Raw genomic sequence first — 18,127 nt, forward strand, 5'->3', positions numbered from 1 at the left:
CGTCAGGCCTCCTTCGGGCGGTTACGACGGGTCGGAGCCGCGTCGGACGTGGATCGCTGCTCGAGCACGCGGCCGAGGCCGCTGACCCGTGGTGACAAGAATGCCTTACTCCGCGCGAACAACGTCATGATCGGATGGCGGAAGAGGAACACGACCACCAGGTCGAGGATCGTGGCGACACCGAGCGCGAAGGCGAAGCCCTTCACCGAGCCGATCGAGACGAAGTACAGGATCGCCGCGGCCAGCAGGGTGATGGTGTTGGCCGAGATGATCGTCCGGCGGGCACGGACCCAGGCGCGCGGCACCGCGCTGCGCGGGCTGCGACCCTCGCGGATCTCGTCCTTGAGCCGTTCGAAGTAGATGACGAACGAGTCGGCGGCCACACCGAGTGACACGATGAAGCCCGCGAACCCGGCGAGGGTCAGCGTGAAGCCGATCTGCCGGCCGAGGATCACCAGCGCCATGTAGACCAGCGCGCCGGAGAGCACGAGGCTGATCATGATGACGCCGCCGAGCAGCCGGTAGTAGAAGAACGAGTAGAGCACGACCAGCGCGAGGCCGATGCCGGCGGCGAGCACGCCCGCCTCCAGGTGCGAGCTGCCGAGCGTCGCGGAGATGCTCTGCGCGTCCTGCGACTCGAACGACAGCGGCAGTGCGCCGTACTGCAACTGGCTGGCCAGCAGTTCGGCCGAGGACTTGTTGAAGGTGCCGCTGATCTCGGCGTCACCGGGGATGACGCTCTGGATCGTCGGGGCCGACACGACCTCGTTGTCGAGGACGACGGCGACCTGCTGCGGGTTGCTGCCGCCGTTGTACGCCTCGCGGGTCAGGTCGGTCCAGCGGTTCTGGCCGCTGCCGGTGAACGACAGGTTGACCGTCCACTTGCCGTTCTGCGAGTTGATCCCGGAGTCGGCCTTGGAGACGTCGGTGCCGAGGACCTTGGCCAGGTCGAGCTGGTACTTGACGCCCTGGCCGCAGGCGACGACCTTCTCCTTGTCGTTGCGGACCGAGCCGACCGGCCGGCGGTCGAGCTTGTCGCAGGTGACGTAGGGGATGTTGAACTGCATGCTGGCCGGCAGGGCCGCGACCTCTTCGGGGGTCAGGTCCTTGAACGGCTTGTACGCCTCGGCCTTGGCCGGGTCCTTCGCGAAGTCCAGCGGGGCCTGCTCCTGCAGGGCAGCGGCCCAGACGGCCTCGCCGAGCTTCTTCTGCACCTCGGCGCGCCGTTCGGCGATGCCGGGCAGCAGCGAGGCCGACGGGGTCGCGCTGGCGCCGGCGGCCGGGGCACTCTCGGACGCGCTCGTGCTCGCCGAAGGCTGCGCCGACGTCGAGGCGGGCGCGGAGGCCGGCGCCGACGCGGAGCCGGACGGGGCGGCGGAGCCGGACGTCGAGGCGGACGGCGACGCGGAGCCCGACGGGTCGGTCGCGCCGGTGTCGCCGGTCTGGTTCAGCACCTTGCGGAACCGCAGCTCGGCGGTCTGACCGACCTGCTTGAGCCGGTCGTCGCTCTTGCCGGGCAGGGAGACGACGATGTTGTTGCTGCCCTCGATGACGACCTCGGCCTCGGCGACGCCGAGGCCGTTGACCCGCTGGTCGATGATGCGGCGGGCGTTCTCCATCTGCTGGCGCGTCGGCGCCTGGCCGTTCTCAGTCCGGGCCTGCAACGTGACGGTGGTGCCGCCGATGAGGTCGAGGCCGAGCTTCGGCTCGAGCCGGTCGCGCCATCCGCCGCTGCCGCCGAACCACGTCAAGAGGCCGAAGACGATAAAGATGAGAGCGAGCACGGCAAGTTGCCTGCTCGGGCGCATCGGTGCCTGAGGTTGTGCCACGGCTGTCGGGTCTCCCTGCGGTAACGCCGGCGGGGCTCGCGCGGCGTGAACGTTTCACACGATGTGGCTGCGGGCGGGCTTTCAGTCGGCGTCTTTGGCGGAGTCTGCCGGTGCCTCGCCGTCGGCGGCCTCGTCGTCGCCGGCGTCAGCCTTCTTGTTCACCTTGCCGATGGCCGCCCGAGCGTATCTGGCGGTGACGCCCGGGGAGATCTCCAGCAGGATGGTGTCGTCGTCGATGCCGCGCACGGTGCCGTAGAGCCCGCCGACGGTAACCACCTCGTCGCCGACCCCCATCGCCGACTGCATGTTCTCGACCTCGCGGCGGCGGCGCTGCTGCGGCCGGATCATCAGGAAATAGATGAGGACGAAGAACCCGGCGAAAATCAGGAGGGTGAAAATCCCGTTGCCGCCCGAGTTTTCCGCGGCGTAATACACGATGGTTGGCCTTCCGGTCGAGGTATGGGGTCCGCGCAGCGGATCGCGGCGAGTCTAGTCGGTGTGTCGGACACCACGTAGACCGGCGTCCGTCACGGTCCGATCACGACAGGCTGGGAGCTACGGCTCCAAACTGAACAGATCGGGCGTCTGTGGCGAGCCGCCCGCGGGATTTCCGCCACCGACGGTACCAGCGGGAGCTGGGAGACCGAGATGACGCCATGCACCAGCCGTGGCGACCCGGCCACGGGGAGTACGCGCAAGGAGTCCGGTCCGCAGCAGGAAAGGTTCGCACACCTCTTCGACCGTGTCGGGCTGCTCCCCCACCGCGACGGCGAGCGTCGACAGACCGACCGGCCCGCCGCCGGCCCGGATGAGCGCGAGCAGCACGGCGCGGTCGAGCTTGTCGAGCCCGAGCTCGTCGACGTCGTAGACAGCGAGCGCCGCCCGCGCCGCCGCGAGGTCGACGACACCGGTGCCACGCACCTCCGCATAGTCGCGGACCCGGCGCAACAGCCGGTTGGCGATCCGGGGTGTACCGCGGGAGCGCCGGCCGATCTCCGCCGAGCCCTCGGCGGTGATGGGCACGTCGAGGATCCGGGCGGAGCGCACGATCACCTGATCGAGTTCGTCGGCGTCGTAGAAGTCGAGCTGCCCGACGAACCCGAAGCGGTCCCGCATCGGGCCCGTCAGCAGGCCACTGCGGGTCGTGGCGCCGACCAGCGTGAACGGCTCGACGTCGAGCGGGATCGCGGTCGCGCCCGGGCCCTTGCCGACCACCACGTCGACCCGGAAGTCCTCCATCGCGCTGTAGAGCAACTCCTCGGCCGGGCGCGCCATGCGGTGGATCTCGTCGATGAAGAGCACGTCGCCGCGGGACAGGCTGGTGAGGACGGCGGCGAGGTCGCCGGCGCGCTCGATCGCCGGGCCGCTGGTCAGCCGGAGGCCGGCGCCCAGCTCGGCGGCGACGATCATGGCCAGGGTCGTCTTGCCGAGGCCCGGCGAACCCGACAGCAGGATGTGGTCGGGCGGGCTTCCCCGGCGCAGCGCACTCTGCAACAGCAGATCGAGCTGCTCGCGCACCCGGTGCTGGCCGACGAACTCGGCGAGCCGGCGGGGCCGCACGCTCTGCTCAGCGACGGCGTCCTCGTCGGACGCATAAGAACTCAACAGCGGATCGGTCACGACGCCTCCGCTCCGCTGCGGCGCCGCGACTGACGCTGAACTTCATCGTGAGCGGCCCCTCCGCTCCGCTCCGGACCGCTCACGCCGCCTCCGCTCCGCTCCGGACCGCTCACCGGATCGTCCCGAGCATGCGGATCGCCTGCTTCAGCAGGACCGGCACGGGCGGCGCGGGCTGGCCGTCGAGCTGCTCGGCGACCGCGGCCACGGCCTGGTCGGCCTGGTTCTGGGTCCAGCCGAGCCCGATCAGCGCCTGGCGGACCTGCTCGGCCCAGGGCGCGCCGGCGCCCACGCCGACCAGGGCTGCGCCGTCGCCGGCGAACGCGCCGACCTTGTCTCGCAGCTCCAGGACGAGCCGCTCGGCGCCCTTCTTGCCGATGCCCGGCACACGGGTCAGGGTGGACGTGTCGCCGCCGGAGATCGCCCGGCGGACGACGTCCGGGGTGTGGACGGCCAGCACCGCCTGCGCCAGCCGCGGCCCCACGCCGCTGGCGGTCTGGAGCAGCTCGAACAGCTGGCGGGCGTCGTCGTCGGCGAAGCCGTAGAGCGTGAGCGAGTCCTCCCGCACGACCAGCGAGGTGGCCAGCCGCGCCTCGGCACCGACCCGCAGGTCGGCGATCGTGTGCGGCGAGCACTGCACGGCGATGCCGACACCGCCGACCTCGATCACCGCCCCGTCGGGCGACACCGCCACGACCTTGCCGCGGACGCTCGCGATCATCGGGCCCTCCTCACGGCGGCGGCGATGCGGTCCCGCGTGCCTCCGCGCCAGACATGACAGATGGCCAAGGCTAAAGCGTCGGCGGCGTCGGCCGGGCGCGGCGCGACCTCGAGCCGCAGCAGACGGGTCACCATCGCGGTGACCTGAGCCTTGTCCGCCTGACCGTTGCCGCTCACCGCGGCCTTGACCTCGCTCGGCGTGTACATCTGCACGGGCAGCCCGGCGCGGGCCGCGGCGAGGATCGCGACGGCGCCGGCCTGCGCGGTGCCCATCACGGTGCGCACGTTGTGCTGGCTGAACACCCGCTCGACGGCGACCGACTCGGGCCGGTGCTCGGCGAGCAGGGCCGTCAGGCGCTCGTCGAGGTTGAGCAGCCGGTACGCGAGGTCGGTGTCGGGGTCGCTGGTGACCACCTCGTAGTGCACGAGCCGGCAGGCCCGCCCCGGCAGGCCTTCCACCACACCGACGCCGCACCGGGTCAACCCGGGATCGACCCCCAGCACCCGCACCGGCACCCCCTCAAACGTGTGTTCGACAGACTAGACGACCTTTCGACCGTACCGGTGCCGCGACACACACATCGAGTGGCCCGAAGGTATGTGGGCGGACCCCATGGGACGGGCTCCCGAAGCCTCGTACGTTTCCCGCCATGACGACGCCGCACCCCGTTCCCCCGCATCAGGTGGTCGCCCTGGACCTGCGCGGCCGGACCGCCCTGGTGACCGGGGCCGGCAGTGGCATCGGCCGGAGCGTGGCCGGGCGCCTGGCCGCCGCGGGCGCGCGGGTGGTGGCGGTCGACCGCGACGCCGAGCCGCTGGAGTCCCTCGCCGACGACACCGGCGCCGTGCCCGTCGTCGCGGACCTGTCCGACCTCGACCGGGCGGAGGAGGCCCTGGAGGGGCACTGGGACGTCGACGTCCTGGTCAACAACGCCGGCATCCAGCACGTCGCGCCGCTGGACGAGTTCCCGGCCGAGCGGTTCGCCTATATCCAGACCGTCATGGTCGAGGCGCCCTTCCGGCTGGTCCGGCGGGTGCTGCCACACATGTACTCGGCCGGGTGGGGCCGGATCGTCAACATCTCCTCGGTACACGGCCTGCGGGCCTCGCCGTTCAAGGCCGCCTACGTCACCGCCAAACACGCCCTGGAGGGCCTGTCGAAGACGGTGGCGCTGGAGGGCGCCCCGCACGGCGTGACCGCCAACTGCGTCAACCCGGCCTACGTGCGCACGCCCCTGGTCGAGGGTCAGATCAGGGCCCAGGCCGCGACGCACGGCATTCCCGAGTCCGAGGTCGTCGAGAAGATCATGCTGACCAGTGCCGCGATCAAGCGCCTGATCGAGCCGGAGGAGGTCGCCGAGCTGGTCGCCTACCTGTGCACCGACGCCGCGGGTTTCATCACCGGCACGTCGGTCGCCATCGACGGCGGCTGGACCGCCCACTAGCTCGAACAGCCAGAATGGTGGCGTGACGACGATGCTCGAATACCTTGAACTGCTCGCGCGGGAGGCCGCGGCAGTCGAGTTCGAGGGCCCGCTCGTCGCCGCCCGCAACGCCGGCCTGCCGCCGGACCGGCTCGCCGAGCTGGAGCAGGCCAAGGTCGTCGCCCTGGGGGTGCGGGCACTGCTGGAGCGGCGCCGGCGCCGCGAGGAGGAGCTGTCCGGGCTCTTCGACACCGCGAGCGACCTGGCCGGCCTGCGGGACCTCGACGCGGTGCTCGCCGCCATCGTGCACCGTGCGCGCACGCTGCTCGGCGCCGACGTGGCGTACATGACGCTCAACGACGAAACGCGCGGCGACACGTACATGCGGGTCACCGACGGCTCGATCTCGGCCCGGTTCCAGGCGCTGCGCCTGCCCATGGGCGCCGGGCTCGGCGGGCTCGTCGCGCAGACCGGCAGCCCGTACGTGACGGCCAACTACCCCGAGGACGCCCGCTTCCGGCACACCGGCGAGATCGACGCCGGCGTCAGTGAGGAGGGCCTGGTGGCGATCCTCGGGGTGCCGCTGCGGCTCGGCGCGCGCATCATCGGCGTGCTCTACGCCGCGAACCGCTCCGCCCGCCCGTTCGCGCGGGAGGAGGTGTCGCTGCTGGTGTCGCTGGCCGCGCACGCCGCCGTCGCGATCGACACCGCCCGGCTGCTCGCCGAGACGCAGGCCGCCCTGGAGGAGCTGTCCGCCGCGCACGGCATGGTCCGCGCGCACAGCGACTCGGTCGAGCGGGCCGCCGCCGCACACGACCGGATGACCGCCCTGGTGCTGCGCGGCGCGGGGGTCGAGGACGTGGCCGCCGTCGTCACCGAGGTGCTCGCCGGTTCGCTGCTGGTGCTCGACGCCGAGGGCCGGCAGCTCGCGCTCGTCGGCGAGCTGGCCCAGCCGGACCCGCGCGCGATCGCGGAGGCCCTCGCGGCGTCGCGGACCGAGGGGCGCAGCGTGCGCCGCGGGCCGTTGTGGGTGGCCGCGGTCGTCGCCGGCGCCGAGAACCTGGGTGTGCTCGTGCTGCGCCCCGACCACCCGCTCGTCGACGCCGACCAGCGCATCCTGGAGCGGGCCGCGGTCGTCACCGCGCTGCTGCAGCTGTTCCGCCGCACCGTCGCCGACGCCGAGGGCCGCGTGCGCGGTGAGCTGCTCGACGACGTGATCACCCGGCCGGTACGCGACGCCGACGCCCTCCGGACCAGGGCGAAACGCCTCGGGGTCGACCTGGACGCGCCGAACGTCGTCGTGGCGATCGGCGAGGACGCGCTGACCGGCGGCTCGGTCCGCCAGCGCGCCGTCTCCTGGGCCCAGACGTACGCGCAGTCCCGCGGCGGCCTCGCCGCTTCCCGCGACGGCCACGTGGTGCTGCTCCTGCCCGGCGACGCGGCCGGACCGTCGGCCCGGACCGTCGCCCGCGACCTCGGCAAGCTGCTGGGCCGCCCGGTGACCGCGGGCGCCGGCGGGCCGGCGGCGAGCCCGGCCGGCATCGCGGCGGCCTACCGCGACGCGGACCGCTGCGTGACGGCCCTGGCCGCGCTGGGCCGGACCGGCACCGGCGCGAGCACGGCCGAGCTGGGCTTCGTGGGCCTGCTGCTCGGCTCCGCGCCGGACGGCCGCGACCGGGACGTACACGCGTTCCTCGACGGCACGATCGGCCCGGTGGTCGACTACGACGCGCGGCGCGGGACGGCGCTGGTGAAGACGCTGGAGGCGTACTTCGGGGTCGGCGGCTCACTGGCCCGCGCGGCGGAACTGCTGCACGTCCACGTCAACACGGTGACCCAGCGGCTGGAGCGGATCGGGCAGCTGCTCGGCGCCGACTGGCAGAAGCCGGAGCGCGCGCTGGAGGTCCAGCTCGCGCTCCGGCTCCACCGCCTGCAGACGTAACCGCCCGCCGCCCGCGCTCCTCGCGCCCCTCCCGCCGCTCCCTGCGCCGATCTTGGAGTTGTGGTCCCTGACTTGTCCGACAAATCCGCATAAAGACAGGACCACAACTCCAAGATCGGCGCCGACGGAGCGCGCCGACGGAGCGCGCCGAGGGAGCGGGCCGACGGAGCCGCGCCGGGCTAGGCGGCGATGCCGCAGAGGACGGCGTCGACCAGCTTCTCCGCGAAGTGCTCCTCGGGGACCGTCGGGTTCCAGTTGAGCATGTTCTGCACGATGTTCGGACCGGAGAGCATGAGCAGCGTGAGCTCGACGTCGAGGTCGGCGCGCAGCTCGCCGGTCTCCACGCCGCGGCGCAGGACCTGCCGCATCACGTTGCGCCGGGGCTCGATGACACCCTGGTAGACGCGGTGCATCTCCTCGCTCTTGACGAGCTCCGGCAGCAGGCAGGCGGTGACCCTGCCATACCGCTCCATGCGCTTGTTCCGCATCCCGCTGACCAGCATGACCAGGTCCTCGCGGACCGACTCGCCGTGCGGCTCCGGCAGCGGGCCCTTCATCATCGTCACCGCGTCGATGAGGAGCGCTTCCTTGTTCGGCCAGCGACGGTAGATCGTGGCCTTGCCCACGCCCGCCTTGGCCGCGACCGCCTCGATCGAGATGGCGTCGGCGCTCTGACCCGCGCTCAGCAGATCGAACACCGCCTCGACGATGGCCTCGTCGACCCTGGCGCTGCGCGGCCGGCCGGGGCCCTTGCGGTCCTGGTCGGCCGCGGGCTCGAGGCGCCCATCCACGCTCACCGTCGTCATGGTTTCCATTGTTACCGAGTTTTCACAACAGATCTACCGGCGGGTCACGCGTCCACCAGCTCCACGCCTTGTTCCTCCGCGACGCCTTCCGCGGTGGTCGGGGCGGGAGCGGTGGCCGGGCGCTTGCCGGGCAGCCAGATCGCCGCGACCACGGCGCCGAGGACCGCGAAGACCGCCGAGCCGATCGAGGCGTAGTGCATCGCCGTGATGAAGGCGTCGTTCGCGTGCTGGATCAGCGCCGGCGCGGCGGGCCCGGCGTGTTCCGCCACCCCGTACGCACCGGAGATCGACTCACCTGCCGCGCTCCGGGCCGCGGCAGGCAGTCCGGCCGTGGCGGACTCCATGTCGTCGCGGTAGAACGAGCTGACGACCGCGCCGAGGGCGGCCACGCCGAGGGCGCCGCCGACCTGGCGGATGGTGTTGCTGACGGCCGATCCGACGCCGGCCTTCTCCCGGGGCAGCGCGGCCATGATGGACTCGGTCGCGGGCGGCATCACGTTGGCCATGCCGACGCCCATGATGAAGAACAGCGCGCCGATGACCCAGATGGGCGTGTCCGCCTGGATGAAGATCCAGCCGGCCAGGCCGACCGCGACGAGCAGCAGGCCGACGGTGCTGACCGCCTTGGGGCCGAAGCGCTTGACCATCGCGGCGCTGCGCGGGGCGAAGACCATCTGGCCGACCGCGAACGGGACGAACAGCGCGCCGGAGGCGAGCGGGCCGTAGCCGCGGACCAGCTGCAGGTAGAACGCGCTGAAGAACATCGCGCCCATGGCGGCGAAGAAGACCAGGCCGATCATGCCGGTCGAGGCCGAGAACTGGCGGTTGGCGAACAGCCGCACGTCCAGCGACGGGAACTCGATGCGCCGCTCGTAGACCACGAACGCGGCGAGCACCACGGCGGACGCGACCAGCGTGCCCCAGGAGCGCGGGCTGCCGAAGCCGTTCTCGCCGCCCTCGATCACGCCGTACGTCAGCAGGGTCAGGCCGACGATCGACAGCAGCACGCCGACGACGTCGATGCGGCCCGGCTTCGGGTCGCGCGACTCGGGGATGAGCACGCTGACCAGGGCGACGCCGACGACCACGATCGGGACGTTGATGAGGAAGACCGAGCCCCACCAGAAGTGCTCGAGCAACAGGCCGCCGACGATCGGGCCGATGGCCACGCCGAGGCCGACCGCGCCGGCCCAGACGCCGATGGCGCGGCCGCGCTCACGCGGGTCGAAGACGTTCGCGATGATCGACAGTGTCGACGGCATGACCGCGGCGGCGCCGAGGCCCATCAGGGCACGGGCCCAGATGAGCTGGTCCGGCGAGTTCGCGTAGGCCGAGATCAGCGACGCGATGCCGAAGAGCACGAGGCCGATGGTGAGCGTGATCCGCCGGCCGAGCCGGTCGGCGAGGATGCCGGCGGTGAACAGCAGGCCGGCGAAGACGAGCGTGTACGAGTTGATGGCCCACTCGAGCTGGCTCTGCGTGGCGCCGAGGCCGTGCCGCGGGTCCGCGATCGTGCGCATCGCGACGTTGAGCACGGTGTTGTCCAGCACCACCACGAGCAGGCTGATGACAAGAACGCCGAGGATGGCCCAGCGGCGGGGATGTCCGGTGTCGGGTGGTGCGGTCTGGCTGGTTGCGTCCACGGTTTGGTGCTCCCCCTGTGTCGGAACGCGATACGATACGGAACGGTTCCGTATCCACTCTGAGAAGCTAGTCCTCCAGGAAGCGATACGGAACCGTCTCGTATCATATTGTGCGCGCCGTCACAGGGGGAGCACCACGACCACGAAAAAACGGCGACGGCCGGACACCGATGGAGGTGTCCGGCCGTCGCCGTGGTGCGGGGTCCGGCTCAGTCCTGGGCCGAGGCCAGTGGGGCCTGGTAGGACTTCAGCAGGGCCACCTTGTCCTCGTTCAGCGTGTTCCAGTCGTCGTTCAGGATGCCGCCGGTGTCACCGGAGTTCGGGTTCCACGACCAGTAGGTGTAGCTGAAGCCGTGCTCCTTCATGTACGCCATCAGGCTGCGCTGCCAGATGCCCTCCAGGTCCTTGTTGCCCTGGTCGTCCTTCTCGGCGACCGAGCGTCCGCCGAACTCGCCCATCAGCACCGGGGCGACGTTCTGCTTCACGAGGTAGCCGAACTGCTTGTCCCACAGCGCCGGCATGTTGTCCGGGAACGACGGGTCGTTGAACCACTGCTGGGACCAGACCTTCGGGCTGTAGTCGTGGGCCGAGTACACGAGCTTCGACTGGTCCGACAGCTTCACCGGGTGCTCAGCGGCACCCTGCAGGTTGCCACCCCACCAGTAGCCGTTGCCGTTGTAGGTCTCGATGCCCTCGACAATGATCAGCCAGTTGGGGTTCTCCTTGAGGATCGCGTTTCCGGCGCGCTCGGCGGCGGCCTTCCAGTCGGTCTTCTCGGAGCCGTCGCCCCAGGTGGCCTCGCCGTGCGGCTCGTTGTGCAGGTCGGCGCCGACCACGAGCGGGTTGTTCTTGTACTGCTTGGCCAGCTTGACCCAGTCGCCGATCCACCGCTCCTCGCTGACCTTGTCGGTGTACCAGAGGTTGCTCTGGCCCTGCGAGGTGGGGCGGTGCCGGTCGAGGATGACCATCATGCCGCGCTTGGTGGCGCCCTCGACGACCTTGTCCATGATCTGCGGGCCGGTCAGGCCCTCCAGGTCCGGGTTGAGCTTGAAGTCAACACCGTTGACCTTCGCCGAGTCGTCGAACAGCTCGTTGCTGAACGGCAGGCGCATCGTGTTGAAGCCGGCGCCGACCATCTGGTCGAGCATGTCGTCGAGCTTGCGTGACCAGAGCCCGTGCGGAGCGAACGTGTTCGTCTCCAGACCGAACCAGTTCACGCCGGTGAAGGTGACCACTTCGCCGCGCGCGTCCAGGATCTTGTTTCCGTCAGCGCGCAGCGGCATCTGGAGCCGCTGGCCCGCCTCGGCCTCTACCGGGTGGACCTTCTTGTCGCCGGACGACGGGATCAGGGCGATGCCGCCGATGACCAGAGCGACAGCCGCCGCAGCGGCGGATATCAGGATGAGACGCGTACGGGTGAGTTGACCCATCGAGTTGACCTTGTCCTCACGTTCGACGACGGCCGCCCGCGAGAGCAGGCGGCCGCCGGAGCGATCGGCTGAGGGAGTTTCTGACACCGGCGAGAGAGTCCGGCGTCACCGCTCAACCTGTCGGGCAGGTCAACACGTTACGGATATCGGGAATACGAAATCAGCGTACAAATGTCGGATTTGTTTATGCACCAATTGCAGGAGAGTCCCACTCGGCGGCACGGACCACGGCCTCGAGCTTCGACCTGGCGCCCATCTTGTTCAGCAGATGGCGCACATGGCTGCGGACCGTCGTGTAGCTGATGCTCAGCTCGCGCGCGATGTCGCGGTTGTCCATGCCTTCGGTCATCAGGCTGAGGATCTGCCGTTCGCGCGGCGTGAGGCTATCAAGCCGCCGGGCGTGCTCCTCAACGCGCCTCGACTCCTCGCGCCGGCGGGCCAGCAACTTGGCGAGCTGGCGGGCCGGCACCAGGATCTCGCCGTCGACGGCACGGCGTACCGCCTCCGCGACATCGGCGCCACCCGCGCTCTTCACCAGGTAGCCGGCCGCGCCGGCCTCGAGGGCGGCGAGGATGACCTGGTCGCTGTCGTCGGCGCTGAGGAAGACGATGGCGACCTCGGGCTGGTGGGCGCGCAGGACCGCGGCGGCCTCGGCGCCGGTGCCGTCAGGCAGCCAGTAGTCGGCGAGGATGACGTCGACCCGTTCGACGTCGGCGAGGTGCTCGACCTCGCCCACGGTGCTGGCCAGGGCCACGACGCGCAGCTCGGGGTGCTCGTTGAGCAGCACCGCCAGCCCTTCCGCGACCACCTGGTGGTCCTCGACGATCAGCACCCGGTACGGCGGACGGCCATTCACGGTGAAGCTCCTTTTGATTGCAGATCGGCGCCCCGCGGCACCCAGAACGTAACGGTGGTCCCACTGCCGGGCACGCTGCTGATCCGGAACCAGCCGCCGGCCAGGGCGGCACGCTCCCGCATCAGGACCATCCCCAGGTGCCCCGGTTCCGGCTCGCCGAACGCCTCGGCCCCGACCCCGTCGTCGACCACCCGGACCAGATAGCCGCCGTCCTGCTCACCGAGAACGACCGTGCAACGGTCCGCGTCGGCGTGCTTGCCGACGTTCGCGACGGCCTCCTGCAGCATGCGGTAGATCAGCAGGCGGGTCGGCAGTGCCGGCTCGGCGGTGAGCCGGTTCTGCAGCTGTACGACGAGTTCGTGGTCGGCCGCCAGGCCGTCGAGCAGGTCGCGGGTCGCCGCGGCGAGCCCGTCGCTGGACAGCTTCGGCGGCCGGAAGTCGAAGATGAGCCGGCGCAGCCGGTCGGCGGCCTGGGCGAGCGACTCCTCGAGCCGGCTCAGCATCTCCAGGTCCGTCGGATCGTGGAGCCGGCGCCGGAGGTGCTGCAGGCGCAGCGTCGCGGCGGTGATCACCTGCAGGCTGTCGTCGTGCACCCCGGCCGCGATCCGGGCGCGTTCCCGCTCCTGGCTGAGGATCAGGTCGTCGAGGAGCTCGCCCTGTTCCTTCCCGGCCCGCTTCAGCCGGACGATCCGCTGTTCGAGGCTGGAGCGGGACCGGTTCGGGTCGCTCTGGTCGTCGACGGCGAGCACGACGAGCCCGCGTGGATCGCCCTCCAGGGTCTTGGCCCGGACGTCGACCTCCAGCTGCCCGCCGTCGGGCAGCTGGACCACCGCGGTCATGGGCGTGGGGGACCCGCGCGGGTCCCCCACGAACAGTTCGTCGACCCGGCGGCCCACCAGCTCGCCGGCGGTGCGCCGGAAGAGTGTCTCGGCCGCACTACTGGCCAGGCGGACCACCCCGGACGCGTCGAGTACGATCAACGCCTCCGGGGCGGACCGGAACGCCTGCCAGTACATCCGTCGTCAGTTCTCCAGGTCCTTCGGCACCGTGTACGGCTTCTGCGGCGGAATGTCGACCGGGCCACCGGACTTGTCGACCTTGAAATTGATCTTCGCGATCGCGTCACTGCGCTGGCCGTGCAGCTCGAACACGACGGTGTCCTCGGTGTCGCCCGGGATCGTGTACTGGCCGACCGCGCGTGCCGAGCCCTTCTGGTCGACCCGGAACGCGGACACCAGCTGCGGCTTGGCGCCCTTCGCCGTCCGGACGGAGACGTGGACGGCCTCGTTGGGGGCGAACTGCGTGGCGTAGAAGTTGACCACCGTGCCGGGCAGGCCGCCGTAGGCGTTGGTGCGGGCCTGTGGCGTGAAGGGCAGGATCGTGAACCCGGACGCGACCGCCGAGCGGCTCTGCTCACCCAGGAACACCAGTTGCTGGGCGCCCTTCAGCTGGTACGGCATGACGAGCCCGGCGCCCTTGAACGCACCGGCGTCGTTGGTCTGCACCGCCATCACCGGCTGCCCGCCGGCCGAGTTCAGCCGGATCAGCACCCGCTCACCCGGCGCGAAACCGCTGCCGGAGAAGGTGAGCTTCTGGGTCGCCTTCAGGGCATACGGCGCGAGCTTGATCGACGGGTACAGCCGCAGCACCTGGAACGGTGCGCTGGCCGCCGATCCACTGGTCTTGCCCACGACCACAAGACTGGTCTGCCCGACGGCGGTAACCCCAACTCTGATCGGCGTCTTACCCACTGAGCCACCCTCATCCGCCTTGAGGGTGAGGTTCGGATCACCATTGATCCGGCCCCAGAAGACGTTGAGCTCCTCGCCTGGTGCGAAGCCCTTGGCGGTCAGGTTGACCGTGTCGCCGGGCTTGCCCACGACCGCCGACAACGTCGCCTGGCCGGCGCCCTGGGCGACCGCCGCGTCGGCCTTGGCGACCTTGTCGCTGCCGCGGGCCTGGGCGGTGACCTCCAGCACGGGCGAGGTCATCCGGCTGGGGAAGCTGAAGTTGGTCGTGAAGACGCCGTACTTGCCGGCCTTCGCGGTGCCGACCTGCTGCGGCTTGGGCGCGTTCTGGGTCGCCTTGCCCTTGCCCTTCTTCGGCTGCGGCGCGGCGTTCTTCGACGGCCCGAGGTACACGTCGATCATCGAACCCTGGTCGAAGCCGGATCCCTGGACGGTGACCGTGCCGCCGAGCCGCACCAGGCCTGGGTTCAGGGTGATCATCGGCGTGTCGCCACCGTGCACGAGGACGCCGTTGAGGTCGATCGTCGGCGGCGGTGGCTCCTTGGTCCGGGTCTCCGTCGTCGGCTGATCGCCGCCGCCGAACTTCGGCAGGCCCGGCGCCTCGATGCCCAGTGCCGGAAGGACCGAACGGCCGAGGCTGATCAGCAGGAACGCGGCGACCGCGGCCAGGATGATCCGGCGGGTCGAGAGCTTCTTTCGGGTGCGGCGGACGGGTCGCTTACGACGGGCGGTGGCGCTGGTCGCGGTCGCCGGAGCCGCCCGGCGGCGCTTGACGGTCTGCATGTTTCACTCCCGGCAACTCACGAGGTGGCACCGATCTTGATGATGGAGAGTGAGACGTCGCCCCGGGTCGCTTCCCACACGGGCTGGCCGTGCTGGTCGATCGCCTCGATGATCCAGGTCTCCCCGCCGCGCTCGAGTGCGTCGCGCATCTTGTTCGACATCACGACGTAGTCGATGTTCTCCCAGCTCATGTGGAAGACCTTGTCCCGCACGTCCGGGTCGGACGTGGCCTTGTAGTGCGAGTGCGCATTGCGGTACGGCGGGTTGTTGTCGTGCAGCGCGACCCAGATGTCGTCGTCGATGATGAGCCGCGCGTCGGTCGGCACGTTGGCCTTGATCCAGGCCACCTGCTGCTCCTGCAGGCGGGTGAGCGGCAGCCGGTACGCGTCGCTGAACTCCAGCTCGCCCTTGGTGTTGTACTTGACCATGAAGCCGCCCGGCATGACGAGCACCGGCACGAGCAGGCAGGCGACCAGGACCGCCGCGCCGGCCTGCTTGGTGCGCCGGGTGAACCAGCCGAAGAACATGCCGAGGTTCAAGGCGAACAGCGGAACCATCGGCGCGATGTAGAAGTCGAGCAGGGCGCTTCTGGTCAGGTAGAAGCCGTAGCCGAGGGCCATCAGCGCGCAGGCCAGCATCGGCCCGCGCAGGCGCTTGTTTCTCCGGCCGGCCAGCAGGCACAGCGCCGTGACGGCCACGCCGGCGATGAGGATGTACCGGTCCTTGAACAGCCAGCTCTCCCGCAGCAGGTAGGAGAAGGACAGGCCGGTTCCGGTGTTGGAGTTGCGGTGCAGCTGCCACCAGACGGTGTAGAGCAGCGACACGTGGTCACCCGGCGTCGTGGACTCCAGGTTGAAGTTGAAGTTCTGCGGGAACAGCTCGTTCTTGATCTGGGCGAACAGTAGGTAGCCGACCACCGGCGCGAGCACGGTGAACCACCAGAAGCTGACCCCGAAGCGCCGGTTGGACTGCTCCTTCAGCGTGCGGTGCAGCAGATAGGCGCAGCCCGGCAGGATGAACAGCGCGTTCTCCTTGGTCACCAGCGACAGCCCGAAGCACATCCCGGCGCCCATCGCGCTGACGATCCGGCCGTCCTTGCGGGCCAGCAGGTAGAGGCCCAGCAGGATCCAGAACATCATCAGGTTGTCGAGCAGGACCTGGCGCTGGTAGTACACCCCCAGCGGGGACAGGTTGAACACGACCGTGGCCAGGACCGCCGCGGGCCTGCTGCCGCTGAACCGGCGCACGATCTCGAACATCAGGAACACCGACGCCACGTGGACGATGAGCATCAGGACGCGGCCGGTGTTGATGGCGTTACCGAAGGCCTGGAACTGGCCGGGCAGCACGCTGACCCAGCCGGCGATCGCCAGCCAGCCCACCGGGGCGTGGTCGTAGAAGTAGGTGTACGGCGAGAGCTTGGCCTCGCGGAGCACGGACCACGCCTGCTCCATGTAGATGCCCTCGTCGGTGAGGTACAGCGGGTAACGGAACATGTTCCAGCCGTGGCTCACCAGGCCGATGAGCATGCACAGAGCGACGAGCCAGCGGCCGCCCCGGCCGAGAGGGTCCCGTTTCGGGGTCTTCGGCAGCGGCGTCGGCGGCCGGACAGGGGTAAGGACATCAGCCGACATTGCTCAGCTCCGGTGCTTCGGTGCGGTGTGCGCCGACGTGGGCGGTCTTCTCCCAGTTGGTGGCGCCGCGCATCTGCCGCCAGAGTGCGCGGGCCGCCGCGTAGGAGAGCAGCATCTGGTACGGAAACCAGCCGATCGCCATCTTCACGACGGTCCCCGGTGACGCCTTGAGCCCGTGGGCGCCGGTGAACTCGTAGAGCCCGACCACGGACATGACGAAGTGCGCGCCGAGCAGCAGCACCGGCAGCCAGGACAGCATCGCCACCGGTACGGGCACACTGAGGACGAACGCCTGCAGCAGCGCGACCGGCAGGTAGATGCCGAGCATCGCCTGGACGTGCGGGAAGGCGAGCGTGTACCAGGCCAGGAACCGCTGACTCCGTTTGGGCATCTGCTTCCAGGTGCCCTTGCCCAGGGTCTGCATGAAGCCCTGGCACCACCGGGTGCGCTGCTTGATGAAGCTCTGCAGCGTCGGCGGCGTCTCCTCCTTGGTGACGTAGCGGTCGTCGTAGACCACCCGCACCTTCTCGCCCATGCTGGAGACGCGCAGCCCGATGTCGGCGTCCTCGGTCAGGTTGGTCTCGTCCCAGCCGCCGAGCCGCTCGATGAGCTCGCGCTGGAAGAAGACGGTGTTGCCGCCGAGCGTGATGGCGCCGTTCTTGGCGTGGTAGTGCAGGCGGCTGCGGAACCAGAAGAAGTACTCCAGCACGTTGAACGTCGAGTACCAGTTGGAGTCGAAGTTCATCAGCTGGACGCCGGCCTGCACGACGGACACCTGCTCGGTGACCATGATGGTGTTGACGATGTCGAACAGCTGCGGCTCGACCTCGTCCTCGGCGTCGAAGATGGCGACGATGTCGTGCTGGGCGTACCGCAGGGCGGTGTTGAGCCCGTGCGGCTTGTTGATCGGGCCGTCGTCGAAGACGATCACGTCCACGTTGCTGCGGCCGAGCTGGCGCAGCCGGGCGATCTGCGCCTGGGCCTGCTCGATGGTGCCGACGTCGTCCGCCGAGCAGACCACCAGGATCTGCACCAGGTGCGGCGGGTAGTCAGCGGACGCGGCGCGGGCGATGGTGGCTTGGATGACCTCCTCCTCGTGGCGTGCGGGGAGGATGGCGGTGAAGGAGAGTTGCGGCGTAACACGTTGATCTGGCACCCGCGCGTGGGCGTCCGCCTCCGGCTGGTCCCAGGTATAGATCATCAGATACAAGGCGTGCGCCGCTTGCACCGTCAGTAGCAGCGAGATCAGGGTGACGCCGGTCAACACGATCTGCTCCATCGGTGCGTTCACTCCAAATCCACTTCGAGCTGACGGCGAAGTTCACCGCGAAGCCGGCGGCGATGCCGACCAGGTTGGCTGGGAGGTAGTGCATGCCGAGTCCGACCAGGATCTGGACCACGACCACGTTGACCGGCAGCGCGGCGAGGCCGGCCAGGCTGAAGTAGGCGAAGCGCTGCAGCGAGAGGCTGCGCCGGCGGAAGGTCCACAGTTCGTGCAGGATGTAGTTGGAGACGAGGGCGATCTCGACTGCCGCGACCGTGGCCGGCAGCAGGGCCAGCCCGAGCAGTCCGTGCAGCACGAGCAGGGCGACGTTGTTGACGACGACACCGCTGATTCCCACCAGGGAGAACCGGCTCAGCCGGTTCAAGTAGTGCGTCACGCTCACAACCGTGCCGCCCGGCCGCCCTCCGCCA

Annotated in this window: 16 protein-coding genes; 2 read left to right on the forward strand and 14 right to left on the reverse strand. The window is 70.0% G+C overall.

Annotated features, from left to right (window positions below):
* Positions 1-2: 2 nt before the first annotated feature.
* From secD to ruvC, 5 genes are all read right to left on the reverse strand, one after another.
* Entirely contained in the window at positions 3-1,829 is a 1,827-nt protein-coding gene (secD, locus tag Dfulv_RS37085; protein ID WP_259858481.1) for a protein translocase subunit SecD, read from the reverse strand.
* A gap of 81 nt (positions 1,830-1,910) precedes the next feature.
* Positions 1,911-2,264, reverse strand: coding sequence for a preprotein translocase subunit YajC (gene yajC, locus Dfulv_RS37090; RefSeq protein WP_406567861.1), 354 nt, complete (start codon positions 2,262-2,264; stop codon positions 1,911-1,913).
* A gap of 120 nt (positions 2,265-2,384) precedes the next feature.
* Positions 2,385-3,449, reverse strand: coding sequence for a Holliday junction branch migration DNA helicase RuvB (gene ruvB / locus Dfulv_RS37095; protein WP_259858482.1), 1,065 nt, complete (start codon positions 3,447-3,449; stop codon positions 2,385-2,387).
* Positions 3,450-3,558: 109 nt separating this feature from the next.
* Positions 3,559-4,167 (reverse strand): Holliday junction branch migration protein RuvA, encoded by a 609-nt coding sequence (gene ruvA / locus Dfulv_RS37100; RefSeq protein ID WP_259858483.1) that lies wholly within the window; start codon positions 4,165-4,167, stop codon positions 3,559-3,561.
* Positions 4,164-4,676, reverse strand: a complete 513-nt coding sequence (ruvC, locus tag Dfulv_RS37105) for a crossover junction endodeoxyribonuclease RuvC (RefSeq protein WP_259868780.1) — start codon at positions 4,674-4,676, stop codon at positions 4,164-4,166. The genes ruvA and ruvC overlap by 4 nt, the downstream gene beginning before the upstream one ends.
* Positions 4,677-4,816: 140 nt before the next feature.
* Between ruvC and Dfulv_RS37110 the strand changes: the two genes are divergently transcribed.
* Both Dfulv_RS37110 and Dfulv_RS37115 read left to right on the forward strand, forming a co-directional pair.
* Positions 4,817-5,611: a 3-hydroxybutyrate dehydrogenase gene (locus tag Dfulv_RS37110; protein WP_259858484.1), complete on the forward strand. Its 795-nt coding sequence runs from the start codon at positions 4,817-4,819 to the stop codon at positions 5,609-5,611.
* A 31-nt stretch (positions 5,612-5,642) separates the two neighbouring features.
* The gene (locus Dfulv_RS37115) at positions 5,643-7,532 is read left to right on the forward strand and encodes a helix-turn-helix domain-containing protein (RefSeq protein ID WP_259868812.1); all 1,890 of its coding nucleotides are present in this window, start codon (positions 5,643-5,645) and stop codon (positions 7,530-7,532) included.
* Between the two features lie 179 nt (positions 7,533-7,711).
* Here Dfulv_RS37115 and Dfulv_RS37120 read toward each other — a convergent pair whose 3' ends face one another.
* From Dfulv_RS37120 to Dfulv_RS37160, 9 genes are all read right to left on the reverse strand, one after another.
* Positions 7,712-8,338, reverse strand: a complete 627-nt coding sequence (locus Dfulv_RS37120; RefSeq protein WP_259858485.1) for a TetR/AcrR family transcriptional regulator — start codon at positions 8,336-8,338, stop codon at positions 7,712-7,714.
* 44 nt (positions 8,339-8,382) lie between these two features.
* Positions 8,383-9,981 (reverse strand): MFS transporter, encoded by a 1,599-nt coding sequence (locus Dfulv_RS37125; protein ID WP_259858486.1) that lies wholly within the window; start codon positions 9,979-9,981, stop codon positions 8,383-8,385.
* Between the two features lie 209 nt (positions 9,982-10,190).
* Positions 10,191-11,498: a glycoside hydrolase family 5 protein gene (locus tag Dfulv_RS37130; protein ID WP_259858487.1), complete on the reverse strand. Its 1,308-nt coding sequence runs from the start codon at positions 11,496-11,498 to the stop codon at positions 10,191-10,193.
* A 97-nt stretch (positions 11,499-11,595) separates the two neighbouring features.
* Positions 11,596-12,267 carry a response regulator gene (locus tag Dfulv_RS37135; protein WP_259858488.1) on the reverse strand — a complete coding sequence of 224 codons (672 nt, stop codon included), beginning with the start codon at positions 12,265-12,267 and terminating at the stop codon, positions 11,596-11,598.
* Complete coding sequence (locus Dfulv_RS37140; RefSeq protein ID WP_259858489.1) at positions 12,264-13,283, reverse strand: sensor histidine kinase; 1,020 nt, start codon at positions 13,281-13,283, stop codon at positions 12,264-12,266. Before Dfulv_RS37140 ends, Dfulv_RS37135 begins: the two co-directional genes overlap by 4 nt.
* A gap of 6 nt (positions 13,284-13,289) precedes the next feature.
* Positions 13,290-14,798, reverse strand: a complete 1,509-nt coding sequence (locus Dfulv_RS37145; protein WP_259858490.1) for a hypothetical protein — start codon at positions 14,796-14,798, stop codon at positions 13,290-13,292.
* Positions 14,799-14,815: 17 nt separating this feature from the next.
* Entirely contained in the window at positions 14,816-16,432 is a 1,617-nt protein-coding gene (locus tag Dfulv_RS37150) for a glycosyltransferase family 39 protein (protein ID WP_259858491.1), read from the reverse strand.
* Positions 16,422-17,588, reverse strand: a complete 1,167-nt coding sequence (locus Dfulv_RS37155) for a glycosyltransferase (protein ID WP_259868819.1) — start codon at positions 17,586-17,588, stop codon at positions 16,422-16,424. The genes Dfulv_RS37150 and Dfulv_RS37155 overlap by 11 nt, the downstream gene beginning before the upstream one ends.
* Complete coding sequence (locus tag Dfulv_RS37160) at positions 17,482-18,093, reverse strand: GtrA family protein (protein ID WP_259858492.1); 612 nt, start codon at positions 18,091-18,093, stop codon at positions 17,482-17,484. The genes Dfulv_RS37155 and Dfulv_RS37160 overlap by 107 nt, the downstream gene beginning before the upstream one ends.
* Positions 18,094-18,127: the final 34 nt, after the last annotated feature.

Source organism: Dactylosporangium fulvum, assembly GCF_025137375.1.
Taxonomy (GTDB): Bacteria; Actinomycetota; Actinomycetes; order Mycobacteriales; family Micromonosporaceae; genus Dactylosporangium; species Dactylosporangium fulvum.